This window comes from Actinomycetes bacterium, assembly GCA_036000965.1.
Lineage (GTDB): Bacteria > Actinomycetota > CALGFH01 > CALGFH01 > CALGFH01 > DASYUT01.
The window spans coordinates 1-13026 of sequence record DASYUT010000131.1 but is presented as its reverse complement, the minus strand read 5'-3'; the positions used below and the strand labels follow the sequence as shown (position 1 = coordinate 13026).

The following is a 13026-nucleotide window of genomic DNA, read 5'->3' as shown; positions in this document are numbered from 1 at the left end:
TCGGCGGCAAGCCCTAACGCCTGCCCATGCCTGTGAAGAAAGGCATGCCCATGAAACTCCGGCTCCGCCGCCCGCGACCGCCCCGCTTCGACGCCGACCCGCTGGCCCCCCGGTTGACCCCCGGGCAGCTGACCGCCCTAGTAGTGGGGCTGGTCGCGGCCCTGCTGTTGGCCCCGGTGGGCGCCCAGGCTGCGGCTAGCCTGGCCGACGTGGTCATCACCGATCCGGCCGACCCCGCCCGCCAGGCCCACGTGGATGCCAACGGCAACCTGCGGGTTGCCGGCAGCGTCAGGGTCGCCGACACTCCGTTGGCGGTGACCAGCGCCGATGACCCAGGCCGGCTGGCCTTCCTGAGGCAGGTGATCTTGTCCTTCCGCATCGACTCGACCAGCGCCACCAATTCCTTCCTCGTCCCTGCTGGGAAGCGCCTGGTGATCCGGTACGTGTCTGCTGACGCTGATCTGCCGACCGGACAGAGGCTCATCGTCCTGGGACTTCACACTCGCATCATCCTTGGTCAGCTCGTCCCGCACCACTTCGTGCCGGTCTTCACCGGGACCATCGGAACTCGTGGCCACTTTGCGGTCGCCCAGGACACGCAGCTCTATGCCGCACCCGAGACCAGTGTGTTCATCGCTGCCGCCCGCTCGGGTACCGGCGGCGAAGGAACCATCACCGTCAGCGTCTCCGGCTACCTCATCGACTGCGCGGTCGGCGCCTGCAGCTAGGGATCCTTGGTCGCTAGAGGTGGCGTCCAGGTAACAATGGAAGGTAGGACGGGCGATGCGCCAGGTGGCGAATCGGGCCCTCAGAATCCCACCAGGAGGGGAGATGCGACGAGCACTCATTCCAGCGGTCCTGCTCTTGCTGGCCAGCTTCGTGCTGGGCGCGACCGTGTTCCGTGAGCGGGTCGCGGCCGCAGCAGCAGCGGTCATGCCGGTGAGCATCGTGAGCCCCGTCGATGCGCAGGGGAACGTGAAAGTTCGTCAGCAGGGAGTGGTCAGGACCCAAGCAGCTCTACCCGCCCGCAGCTTCAGCGAGACCGGCCGCTTCTTCCGGCACGGCTGCGGCGATAACCTCCCGGCCGGGACCCGCTGGGTCATCAGCAGCTTCGCGGCCACCAACATCTCAGACGGCGCTTCCGGTGCAGAGCTGAGCCTGCTTGATCCGGGGCCAGGGGAGACGATGCTTGGCCTCCAGATCCGGGTGCCGGCACGTGAGACCGCTCAGCTGACGTTTCCCCAGCCGTACGTGTTCACCTCCCCTGAGGACGGTCTCTGCCTTCTCGCCCACGGACCCCCGGAGGTGCTGATGACGGTCGTGGGCTACCGGGAGTAGTGCCCATAACAGCGTGGCGGCGGGCGGGCTTCGGCTCGCCTGCTGCCGCTCGCTTCATCGAAACAGGAGCCCTGCGCTTGCAAGGCGCGGGGCTCTTGCTCCAGCCAGGAAAGGACCGAACGGGCGTCGTCCTTTCGTGGCTACTTGCCGCAGTCTCCGCCCGGCGGTGGCGGTGGCTGGTGGCCCGGGCACCCGGGGTTGCTGCCCGGCCCACCCCCGGCCATCAGCGAACGCCGGGGCGGCGACCAGGCTCAGCGCGACCGCGAGGAGTACCTGTCCGGGCAGGCGAGTCCCCGGGCGAGTGGCTGGGCGGCAGCGCCGCCGCGCTCGGCAAGGGTGGGGTGTGCTGGGCCGAGGAGTTCCAGCCGGCGTTCGCCTGGCGCTGTCCCAACACCGGCGAGCAGCTCGGCCGCGCGCCCCGCCGGTGAGAAGAAGGACCAACTGAGACTCAGCGTCTGCGTGGGCGACCGCCCGACCATAGCGGACGAGCAGGAGCGCCAACGAGCAGCGGTCCCGACCAGCCCATATCAGGCAGGAAGGCCGCCCCTCGGGTGAGGTGACGGCCTTCCTGCCTGGCCTCTCGGGAACCGGCTGGCTGATGCCCGTCCGCTTTGCCCGGCGGATGCCCCGGGGCGTCGTCGCTGCTGCCGTCACGCCAGCCGGCAAGGAGCGTTGTGGCCCAGATCCGTGGCTTGGCTCGTTGGGCGCTACCCGGATCGGGGGCGTCAAATTTAGCTTGGAATGACACCCCCTTTCACGCCATCCAGTCTACCGGGTGTCGTGGCCAGGTCGCGTGAAGGCAGGGAGATCAGCCGGTCGCCCACCATGCTAGAATCCCTCGATCCTGTCGTTCAGGCCGGGGGACACATGGCTGGCCGAGCGAAGGCCAGGTCGAGAGCATCACCAAAGCGGGAATGAGTCGGTTCACGTGGCCTGCTGTTTTAGTCGGAACCGTCACCGGGTGGTCCCTTCGCCGCACCAAGGACGGCGTGGAATTGTGGGACCAGGGCGGGCTTTGGGCGCGAGCGCACTTGGAGCTGGAACCGGAGTGGGTAAGCGCTGCAGTGAGCCTTGGCGGTGCGCTTGTGCTGTACTCGCCGTGGCTCGGTGTCCGCATCCCGCCTAATCATCGGGGCGAATACACCGTTGAACAGCGCCGTGAAGAACTCGTTGGAGCTCGCAAGCGCGGCCTGGTTGCCATCGCTTTCGTTGCAGCTAGCGTCCGACCAGGGAACCAGGGCTTGCGGGGCCGCGGGGCACGGGCACTCGCCCTGACCCCACGGCCCCTCCTCCCGCGGCCTGGTTACGACTCGGCTCCTGCCCGCAGGAGCCTGCTACAAATCGGCTGGCGTCGCAGGTGGACCGCCAGGCCGACTACCCCTTGGCCACGATCTTCCCGAGCAGCGCATGACCCCACTGTAGCCACGCCAGCCTTGCCGGCCATCGACGCGCCGATGCCGGTCGAACGCCCGGGGTCACCGCCATGGTCCCTGCTGCAAGCAGCACACCACCGGCACCGCCACCTGCCAGCTTCGCGGATCACGTGCCAGTGTGGCCGGCCTGCGTCTCGGGACCGTTCCGGACGACGGACCTGCTCAAGACACCAGCTTTGCGAGCAGGCTCGTTCGAGCCTCCCCACCACAGGTCGCCGGCCGAGAGCAGTGCTCCAACGCGCCATTGTGTTCCGGCCAGGCTGAGATCCGCGATAGTTCCAATCCCGGGGCACAGCCGGGGCACAGAGCATCGGGTCGAAGCGGTCTCCAACGGTCACGAGCGGAGCATCGAGCCGCAGGTCAACGGCCAGATGGCAGCCTCTGCGATGCTTGACGTGCAAGAGATCAGACCGCGTGCACGAGCCGAACTCTGCGCACCTTAAGGCGCACGCCCGCTTCGAGGAGTTGGATGAGCGGCGCGCGCTCGACTACCTCGGGCTCGCAAGCCTGCTCATGCGCCGACTCGACGACGCCAGCCTCAACGAGGCGGAGGCGCAGCCCGAACGCCTTCCCGAAGACTACCGTTAGTCGGGGTGTCGGTCGGGCTCGGCTTCGTCGCTGGGGACAGCCACGCCGGCCGCTCGCGGGTCAAACCCCGCGGCCATCCCGTCGCGCGGTTGGCTCGTGCGCCGTGGAGCTGCGCACCCTCGAGGTTCGCCCGTTGGAGCTGTGCGTTGGCGAGGTCCGCGCCTTGGAGCCGCGCGTCGGCGAGGGTCACCCCTTGGAGCCGGGCGTTGGCGAGGTCTGCTTGCGGAGATCGACCCGGCGCAGCTCGAGCCATGTGGACACGGCATCGGCGAAGCCGCCGCGGCCGAGCACGGTGACGGCCGCCTGCACGTCGGGGGCGTGCTCCTGCGGTGACATGCTGGCGGTCGAGCTCCCGGTCAGTCAGCGGCGGGTACAGCAGCTGCGGGGCGACCAGCACCACGGCAAGCAACACGGCCACGACACCGAACCCGGCGAGGAGCCAGCCCGGCGAGGGCCAGCGCCGGCGCCCGGGTGGACCGGCCGGCCTTGTGGGTGGTGTACCCGTCGTGATCGCCTCCCCTCTGATGGCACGTGGGGTGATTCTGGACGAATCGCGAGCCGACAACGCGCCCGAGGGTGGCTAGGATTACCCGGGTGGGGTCCCGTGGGGACCTGGAGAAGCTGCAATGGAACGGATCGAGTCGTCAGTCACCTCGGTGTCCTGGATCCCTCTGGATGCGATGGAAGGCATCCGGAAGCTCGCCGTCGACCTGGGACTGGCCCAGTGGGACCTGCCGCCACCCGACCGGCTCGACGACCTCGACGAGCTGCTCGCCGCCGACGCGGTCCGCTTCGCCAACGAGCTGCGCGCCTGGATCGAGGTGGATGGCGGGCGCATCGTCGGGTACGGCCAGCTCGGTGCGGGACGCACCGGCCAGACCATGCTCTGGGCTGGGCCACGGCAGGTCATGTTCCCGGCCGTCGCCCTGCCCGACCTGCGCCCGCGCCCGGACGCGGGTCCCACCTCGGTCCGGTTCGTGCAGACCACCGGGGGGCGGAGCGGGGTGCCACTGCCGCATCGCGTCCACCGGCGGCCGTTCGTGCAGCTCGTCGCGCCTACGGTGTGGACGACGCTGGCGCTGACCATCGGCGCCGACGGCTCATCGCAGCACGAGGTGGTGGGCGCAAGCCCGTTCCCCCGCCACTGGGTCTACGACCACACCGGCACGCTTGCCGCCAAGACCGGGCTGATCGACTTCACCGGTTGGCTGCGGGGCAGCTCGGGACGGCACACCCCGTGGGGTGAGGCCGAGGCGCCGACGCTGGTGACCGCAGTTGAGACCGTCCTGGAGCGACGGCTGTCCCGCCTGGTGGTCGAGGCGCGGCCGACGTTCCGCCGACTCAAACGCGGTGCCACCCTGGTGGAGCAGGGTGAGCCAGGCCGCGAGCTGTTCCTGCTGTTCGAGGGCGCGCTCGCGGTCGAGGTGGACGGCGAAGTCGTCAGCGAGGTCGGGCCGGGAGCGATCGTGGGCGAGATGGCCGTGCTCGAGCACGACCGCATGGTCGTCGGCGTGGTACCCGCGCGCGTGCGCGACCGGGCCAAGCTGCTCGCCACGCTGGCCGAGATGCTCGGCGCCAGCCCGGAGCGGCTGGCCGCCAGGCTGGACGAGCGCTTGGCCCCCTCGACCGCGGCGCGAACCGTGGCCGAGCTGCCCGTCGCGCGGTTCCGCCAGGTTGAGCCACGGCTGCGCGGGGTCGAGGGGATCATCGCCACCCGCCGCCAGGGCCGCCAGGCCCCCGCCGGGCGGCGCACCGCGACCCTGCGGGCGATGACCGCCTGCCGCGTCGCGGTGGTGCCCGAGGACCTGCTGGACCGGGATGCCCTGGCCGAGCTGGCCGAGGGCCGGCGACCCGAGGAGCGCCCGTAGGCGCGCCGCCGGCGACCATGTCGCCGCGGCTGCGCTACGCCGCGGCCGCCGTTAGCCTCGATTCCCGGTGCGGAAGTTGCGTTGAGATACCGGTCCGGGCGGGAGTCGATGAAGCCCCCCACCCGTCCCTGCCTGCGGTTTCGTCTGACGGCCTGCGAGCGTCTTCCGCTCCTGCATCCCCTGCTCGTTCCAGAGCCTCGTGATACCAGTAGTGCTGTTGGTCGTCCGGATCGACCCTGCGCTGTCGTACGCTCCAAGGGAAGGAGCGCCTCATATGCTGTGGGGCCGCGGACCGGCGGAACCTGGAGGACAGTGAAGGACAGTGAAGGACAGCAGGAGACAACAAACCTAGAGGTCAGCGGCCGTATCACAGCGATTCACCTGGGACGCGAAACCCCTGAGAGCGCGCTTTCACACAGCAGAGGTCACTGCCTGGTGAGACGTTGCTCTTTGTTCTTCAAGGTCACCCTCGGCCGGCACAGTGACGAGGCAGCCGGCCGGGTGTGGCTCCGTGCAGCGATAGCAGAGCCCACGCCTCGCAAGGCGCGGGCTCTTCGCTATGGCCAGAGCTAGGAAAGGACCGAACGGGCGTCGTCCTTTCGTCGCTACTTGCCGCAACCTCCGCCTGGCGGCGGTGGCGGCTGATGTCCCGGACACCCGTGGTTGCTGCCCGGACCACCCCCGGCATCAGCAAACGCCGGGGCGGCGACCAGGCTCAACGCGACCGCGAGCAGCAGCGCAGCGAGCTTGCGCTTCATGAAATCACCCCCCTTTCCCCACGGTGAAGCATGGACGCCATCCGACTGGTCTGTCCATCGCTGTTTTGGGGGATACTCGACGTGCTCCGTCGTCAGCTGGGTCCTCGCTCTCGGCAAGGGGGCTGTTGAAGCCTCGACGCTTCCAGACGCGACGTGCGCTTGCCAACGAGGGAAGTGGTCGCCCTGGATGAACCTCTACCAACCGTCGCGCAGGTCGGTCCGGTAGCATCCCGAGCATGGCAAGCACAGTCCTCGACTTCCTCAAACGTGTCACCAAGTGCAGGGTGAAGGTTGTCGCTTTCGCCTGACTGATCGGCAGGCATGCTGAGCAAGGCGACCGCTTGCTGTCTTGCAAGCTCTCGTTCCGGAACTGGGCGGAGGCGGGTGGGAGTAGTCGGCTGGGCAGCGTGCTGACGCGCGGTCCGGGCAATGAGGAGCAGCCAGTTGATGATCCGGGCCTGGTCGGGGCTGGTGAGCCAGAACAGGTGGGCGAGGCTGCGGAACATGCCGTGCTCAACAGCGTTGCCGGTCAGGTTGGCATAGAGCGTGCGGGCGGCGTAGTCGAGCAGGGCGCCCGGTAGTGGCGGTGGCGCGGATGCCTGTCGCGATGCGTCCGCCTGCTCGCCTTGGCCGGGAGCGCCCCACCGGCTCGAGTCGGAAGACGGGGTACTGGCGGGCCAGCCGGTCGACCTCGGCCGCTGTCAGGTTCGCGGTGTCGGCCTTGAGCCCGTAGCGGGCACGCAGCCGGTACACCGGGTGCTGGCAGTACCAGGTGAGGAAGGCCGCCTTCTCCTCGGCCCAGATCTCGCGGGCAAGGACTGGCTCGACCCTGGTGCCCACGAGCAGTTGCGCTGCGCCGGCCGCGCGCAGGTTGCGGGCCCACTCGGACTCGCCCAGCATCGACAGGCTGTAGCGCTGGCCATCCCAGGCCGCGATCCGCACGGGGACGTCGTAGGAGCGCCCGCTGCGACGGCCCCGCACGCGCAGGACGCGCATGACGTCCTGGCCGCCGCGGCCTCGGCGTCCGAGACCGGCGCGGAGCACCAGGACACGCAGCAGGGGGTTGACGAGCCTGACACGAACCCATGAGGGGCGCCGGTAGTGGCCATCGGTCTCGGTCACGGTGGCTTTCGCTGTAGGGGTTGTCGTCGGGGACGTGGGGGCGGGAGTGCGAATTGGTGACGCCCAGGTCGGCCAGCAACATGGCGACGGGCTTGGAGGTCATCGAGGTGCCCCGGTCGGCGTGGATGCTGAGCTGGTCGGGGGTGACGCCCTGGGCGGCGATGGCGTCGGCCAGGAGCCGCTCGGCCAGGGCGGCGGCCTCCCGGGCGCGACCATCCAGCCGACCACGTAGCGCGAGTAGATGTCCAGAAGCACGTAGAGGTAGTAGTAGGTCCATTTGGCCGGGCCGTGGAGTTTGGTGATGTCCCACGACCAGCACTGGTTGGGCGCGGTGGCCACCAGCTCCGGCTTGGCGCGGGCCGGGTGGGTGGCGTGGCGGCGCCGGTCGCCGGGATCAGCTCGCTTGTGTCTGGGGGGCTGGATCACCGACGGCGTGTGTCGGCGTCGCGTGCAGGGGTGCCCGACGGACTGCAGGTCGGGATGGTCGGGCGGACTTGGCGCCGGCTCAGGCGGCATGGCGGCCATCGTGGGGTCAGGACGGCCTGCGCTCGGGGTCGCTGTGGCAGCTGGTGAGCGTCCGGCGGGCGATCAGGGAGACGAGCAGGGCGGCGGTTGTGCAGACCCAGGCGCTGCGCAGCGTCCATGGCACACCGGCCTGGTCGACGAGGATGCCGGCCAGGGCGATCCCAGCCGCTGCAGTCACGTTCTGGGCCGTGGTGACCCAGGTGGCCGCCTCAGTCAGGGTGCCTGTGGGGGCCAGTTGGGTGGTGAGCACGTTGGCGCAGCAGGTCAGGGGGCCGAGCAGCAGACCTACCGCAGCAACGATGAGTCCGAGCCACAGGAGGGAGCGGGCGGCGGCCATCGGCAGGCACGCGAATGCGAGCAGGCCCAGCAGCCAGAGGAAGCGCCACTCGACCGGTTGCCGCCAGGTCCGGGCACCGTACCATAGTCCGCCCGCGGCGCTGCCCGCTGCCAGCACGGCGAGCAGCACGCCACCGGTCGCGGGGGAACCTGTCTGCCGGGCGGCGGCCACGAGGCCGATGTCGAAGATCCCAACGGCGGCGCCCACTCCGGCGAGGGAGACGACCAGGGTCCGCAGGCCCGCTGCGCGCAGGGCGCCGGCCCACCCGACCGGGGCGGTCGGGGTCGGTTGCCAGGTGCGGGAGACCGGTGAGGCGAGGAACGCGGCGGTGCCGGCCAGAGCGAGCCCGGCGGAGGCGGCCAGCGCCGCGGCGGGCGAGAGAAGGGCGGTCAGCGCGCCGGTCAGCAGCGGCCCAATCGTGAACAGTGCTTCCTCGAGGGCGGCGTCAAGGGCGTAGGCGGTCTGCAGTTGGGCTCCTCGGCCGACGAGCGACACCCACAGCACGCGCGTGGAGGCGGCCAGCGGCGGTGCGGCCGCGCCGGCCAGGCCCGCCATGACCACGCTTCCCGGGACGCCGATGGCGCTCAGCCGGGCTGCGCCGAGGACGCCGAGCAGCCCGGCGGCGTAGCCGATGGCCAACCACGGCAGGCAGCGTTGCTGCCCGTAGCGGTCAACGAGGCGGCCTCGTACTGGGGCGAGGAGCCCGCTGGTGAGCGCCGTTGTGGCCGCGACCAGCCCGGCCCGCGCGAACGAGCCGGTGGCGTGCTGGACGACCAGCACCAGGGCGAGCGGGCCCATGCCGAACGACAGGCGGCCGACGAGCGCGGCGAACACCAGCGGCCGCGCATGCGGCACCCGCAGGACCGCGCGGTAGGAAGAGCGCTCATCAGGCCGCGTCATCGAAGGGGCAACCGACCCCGAGCGGCGGGACGGCGCGCCGGCGCGCTCGTGGCGGTCAGGGACATCGGGCACGAGCTGCCGCACGGCGAGGCGACCCAAGCGCGTGCGGCAGCCCAGGGGTCACTAGCCCCATTTGGTCGACTTGCGGCAGGCCGACATCGAGATCCCTCCTTCGCGGCGGTGGCTGCCGCGAGCAGGAGGGGACCGGATCGACCCCGAGGGCGCGGCAGGTGCTGGATCCCAAGAAGCTGCAACTTGTCACGAATCCCACGAACCTGTCAAGAGGCTTAACTATGACTAGACGGTGCTGCGCGTGCCCGGTGGATGAGAACCGGCCACCACCAGGCTCGGCACGAAGCAGGGTCCGCATGCGGAAACCCTCATGGGGCAGGCGCCGTGACCGATACAGGGTGTGTCCTGCCAGCACCAGTGGCTGGCTCGCCGTGCCGAGGAAGGTGGCATGCCAAGCATTCCCGCGCGGGCCCTCGTCCCGGGCCCACGGTGCGCCTTGTGCGGACACGATGCCACCAGCCGGCGCCGCTCGAGCGTCGACCAGCACCGCCGTTGCCGTCCGCCGGTTCGTCGCCACCCCCGATGAGCCGGGCCCGGACCGTCGAGCGGGCCGGCACGCTCCCTGGAGCGCTGATCCCACCACCGGCCACCCCAAGGCCGCGTCGGGCGGGGTCGCCGGCTGGGCGCGCGCCGCGAGCCGCAGCAGCGTCCAGGCCGCTTGCGGGGTACATCGCCAGCGTGGTGACGGCGGGCGCCGTCGTGCTCGTGGGTGCCGCGACGCGGATCGAGGGGGCCCGCGGCTGGCGCGTCCCGCTCCCGGTCGCGGTCTTCTTGGCCTGCGTGGTCGCTGGTGAGCTGCTGCCCATCTCGATCCAGCGCCGTGGCGCCGTCAAGGAGCTGCTGGTGACCAGCGCCTTCGCCTACGCGCTGGTGCCCGTGGGCGGGACCAGCGTGGCGGTGCTGGCCACCGCCGCCGGCTGCGTCCTGGCCGACCTGGTCCGCCGCAAGGCCATCGTCAAGGTCGCCTTCAACGCCGCCCAGTACGTCCTTGCCCTCACCGCCGCTGGCAGTGTGCATGCCGCCCTGGGCGGCGGCGTGGCCGTCAACGTGCGGACGCTGCCGGCGATGATCGGCGGGGCATTGGCCTTCCTGGTCGTCAACCACGCGCTGGTCAGCGTCGTCGTCACACTTGCCGACGGCGGCCGGCTGCCCGCCGGGCTGCTGCGCGACCTTCCGGTCGAGCTGTCCAGTTCGCTGATGCTGCTGGCCCTCACGCCCGTGGCGGTGCTCATCGCCGAGCGTACCCTGCTGCTCCTGCCCGGCCTGCTGCTGCCCATCGCCGCGGCCTACCGCGCCTCCAAGGGGGAAGTCCTGGCCAATCAGCGCCGGGTCCAGGCGGAACAGGCTGTCGAGCACCAGCGCCGGCTGACCGCCAAGGAGCAGCAGCTGGTCCGCGAGCTCCAGCAGGCCGACCGCCTGAAGGCGGACCTGCTCGCCGTCGTCTCCCACGAGCTGCGCAGCCCGCTCACCACGATCCTCGGTGCGCTTCGCACCGTGCATGCCCGCGGCGAGCACCTCGCCCCCACCGACCGGCAAGAGCTACTCACGATGAGCCTCCGTCAAGGCGACCGGCTGCAACAGCTGATCGAGCAGCTGCTGCTCGCGGCCAAGTTCGAAGAGGATGACCACCGCCCAGCAACCAGCACCAGCACCAGCACCAGCACTACCAGCCACGCCGACCTCAGCGGCGACCTGCTCGTCCGCCAGGTGGCCGCCGAGGCCCAAGCCCGCCACCACGACCGCCCGATCATCCTCGTCGACACCGACACGCCGGTACCCGTCCGCGCCGCCCACGACGCCGTCGTGCAGATCCTGGCCAATCTCGTCGACAACGCCTGCAAGTACTCCCCGAGCGGGTACCCGGTCCACCTGTCGGCCCTCCGGGACGGCGCCCAGGCTGTGCTCGCGGTCGAAGACCGCGGACCGGGCATCCCCGTCGCCGACCGCCAGCGCATCTTCGAGCGCTTCACTCAGCTCGAAAGCCACCTGCACCGGCAGACCGGCGGGGTTGGCCTCGGGCTCTACATCGCCCGTCAGCTCGCCCGCGGCCAGGGCGGCGACCTGCTCGTTACCGACGCCACCCACGGCCACGGGGCCCGCTTCGAACTGCGCCTCCCACTCCAACCAGCACCCGCCACCGCCCCACCGCTCTCCTGACGTCGGCGAAAGGCGGCACACTACCCAATCGAACCGCGGCCGTGGGGTTAGGCCAGCGGCAGGTGTCGGCCGCTGACCTGGCCAGGTGTGCTCGGACGGAGGCTTGACCGCTTGATCGGGGCGGCCAGACTCGACCGCGGCGCCCAGAAAGAGGCAGACCGGCGCGGGTCGCCCGTCCGCTGGCGCCCGAGCTACGCAGGGGAGCGGGTGAAGCGCGATGCTCCCGCATGTGTCGCGTGGCTGGCGCGCAGCCGGTCAGGAGCAGGGCTGAGAGCGTGAGGCCCGGACGGGATGCAGCGACTACCCTCCGTGGCCATTTGTGATGGCCTGGACCCCGGTCGCCCGGCCCTCGGAGAGTTCTCGGGTTCGACGCGAGGAGGGTGCGCGGCCCAGACATGCAGCGAGCGCTGCCAGCGCCGAGCCGGCAGCGCTGTGACCTGCGGGAATGGTGGTGGGCGCGACAGAGTTTGAACCTGTGACCTCTTCCGTGTCAGCAATATGCAGGGACCGCTGTGCGGATAGTCGTTCTCGCAGGTCGCGCTCGACCGTAGGGGCCGAAGTTATCGTAAGAGCAGGGCCGGGCGGGCTCTTGCCCGGCCCTTGCGCTCCCTCAGTAGCCGGCGCCGAAGCCGGCGCGCGGCACCGTCGCCAGCACCTGCTGCTGGTAGTAGACCGGGCCGCCCTCGTCGGCCGTCACGCTCGAGGGGTAGTGGGTGGAGACCATGAGCGCGTAGACGTTCGCGTTCGAGATCGCGAGCGCGAAGTAGTCGCCGATGAACCCGCGGCCCGTCGGGCAGGGGTCCCTGGCTCCGGCGCAGGGGTATTGCGAGAGCCCGCCGAGATGCTGTCCCGGCTGCTCCGGATCCCACGTGTAGTTCGAGATCCGCACGTTCGCGCCGACCGGCACGGCCCCGCTGCCGTTGTCCTTGTAGGCCTGCAACGAGGTATCGATGCAGAAGTTCGTCCGCCCGACGTCGGCAGGCAAGACGCTCGCGTCGTTCGGGCACGCCACGCGACGGTCGTAGAACGCCACCGCCACCGCGCCGCCGGGGCCGGCGGCGACCGACGGCTGGAACTGGTCAGTGGGCACGCCGACCGCGTCGGCGTTGTCGTTCACCACGACCGGCGTCGTCCAGGTGAAGCCGCCATCGGTCGATTGCCTGAACTTCACGTCCATCTGGCCGGAGGCCGCGTCCCAATCCTCGTAGGTGAGGTAGAGGTGGTTGGGATAGGTCGGGCTCGCGGCGAGGTTCTCGGTGATGCCGTCGCGGAAGCGGGTGTTCGGCAAGACCCCGCCCGGGACGCCATTCACCGTCGTGATCGGCACGAACGGCGTGAACGTTTGGGCGTCGTCGCTGGAGCGGGCGACGTAGATCGTCGAGGAGGTCCCGTTGGGCGGGAACGAGACCACCGCGACGTAGACATTGCCGGCGGCGTCGATCTCCGGGTACACGTAGGTGACCGCCGCGCCGACCTGGGAGGGCGGGCTGATCGTGACCGCCTTGGCGAAGGTTTGGCCGCGGTCGCGGGAGACGGCCATGCGCACCTTGATTCCCTGGCCCGCCGAGGCGCCGTTGAAGACGGCCCAGGCGGCGTACACGTGGTCCTGGAACTTGTTGCCGGGGATGTGGTTGACGGCAACCCACTGCTTGTCCTCGACGTGCCCGGCCTGCTTGGCGGAGGCGTTGTTGGGCGGCTCGAGCGCCACGCCGCCGTTGCCCTTCACCCAGTGGCGTCCCATGTCGTCGCTGTAGGAGATGTCGATCTCGCCGTCCGGATGGAGCTTTGTTGCGTCGAAGAACGAGTTGAACGGCAGCATCGTCTGGTAGACGCGGCCGGTGGTGTCGAAGTCGACGTTGGGGTCGGTCGTGTCGGTCCAGCTCGGCGGCATGGCCTGGGTGCCGGTCGAGACGCAGTCGTAGCCCTGC

At 70.3% G+C, this 13026-nt stretch carries 10 protein-coding genes and 1 pseudogene; 5 read left to right on the top strand and 6 right to left on the bottom strand.

The features are described 5' to 3' along the window. Positions 1 to 44 precede the first annotated feature (44 nt). The 3 genes from VG276_11375 to VG276_11365 all read left to right on the top strand — a co-directional run bounded on the left by VG276_11375 (position 45) and on the right by VG276_11365 (position 3359). Positions 45 to 728: a hypothetical protein gene (locus tag VG276_11375; GenBank protein ID HEV8649976.1), complete on the top strand. Its 684-nt coding sequence runs from the start codon at positions 45 to 47 to the stop codon at positions 726 to 728. Positions 729 to 783: 55 nt separating this feature from the next. Beyond that, a complete protein-coding gene (locus VG276_11370; GenBank protein ID HEV8649975.1) occupies positions 784 to 1338 on the top strand; it encodes a hypothetical protein in 555 nt (184 codons plus the stop codon). 1847 nt (positions 1339 to 3185) lie between these two features. Continuing rightward, entirely contained in the window at positions 3186 to 3359 is a 174-nt protein-coding gene (locus VG276_11365; protein ID HEV8649974.1) for a hypothetical protein, read from the top strand. Here the strand turns inward: VG276_11365 and VG276_11360 are convergent. After that, complete coding sequence (locus VG276_11360; GenBank protein HEV8649973.1) at positions 3310 to 3612, bottom strand: pentapeptide repeat-containing protein; 303 nt, start codon at positions 3610 to 3612, stop codon at positions 3310 to 3312. The genes VG276_11365 and VG276_11360 overlap by 50 nt on opposite strands. After that, positions 3546 to 3695: a hypothetical protein gene (locus tag VG276_11355; GenBank protein ID HEV8649972.1), complete on the bottom strand. Its 150-nt coding sequence runs from the start codon at positions 3693 to 3695 to the stop codon at positions 3546 to 3548. Before VG276_11355 ends, VG276_11360 begins: the two co-directional genes overlap by 67 nt. A gap of 290 nt (positions 3696 to 3985) precedes the next feature. On the opposite strand from VG276_11355, the gene VG276_11350 reads away from it, so the two are divergent. Then, positions 3986 to 5227, top strand: a complete 1242-nt coding sequence (locus VG276_11350; protein ID HEV8649971.1) for a cyclic nucleotide-binding domain-containing protein — start codon at positions 3986 to 3988, stop codon at positions 5225 to 5227. A gap of 1271 nt (positions 5228 to 6498) precedes the next feature. Here VG276_11350 and VG276_11345 read toward each other — a convergent pair. The 3 genes and pseudogenes from VG276_11345 to VG276_11335 form a co-directional block, all read right to left on the bottom strand. Next, positions 6499 to 7107, bottom strand: a complete 609-nt coding sequence (locus VG276_11345) for a nitroreductase/quinone reductase family protein (protein HEV8649970.1) — start codon at positions 7105 to 7107, stop codon at positions 6499 to 6501. A gap of 4 nt (positions 7108 to 7111) precedes the next feature. Further along, positions 7112 to 7458, bottom strand: a pseudogene (locus VG276_11340) (DDE-type integrase/transposase/recombinase). Positions 7459 to 7639: 181 nt separating this feature from the next. Further along, complete coding sequence (locus VG276_11335; GenBank protein ID HEV8649969.1) at positions 7640 to 8869, bottom strand: MFS transporter; 1230 nt, start codon at positions 8867 to 8869, stop codon at positions 7640 to 7642. Between the two features lie 750 nt (positions 8870 to 9619). Between VG276_11335 and VG276_11330 the strand changes: the two genes are divergently transcribed. Continuing rightward, positions 9620 to 11098 (top strand): ATP-binding protein, encoded by a 1479-nt coding sequence (locus VG276_11330; GenBank protein ID HEV8649968.1) that lies wholly within the window; start codon positions 9620 to 9622, stop codon positions 11096 to 11098. 610 nt (positions 11099 to 11708) lie between these two features. Here the strand turns inward: VG276_11330 and VG276_11325 are convergent. Then, a partial coding sequence (locus tag VG276_11325; protein ID HEV8649967.1) for a sialidase family protein occupies positions 11709 to 13026 on the bottom strand: 1318 nt, incomplete at its 5' end.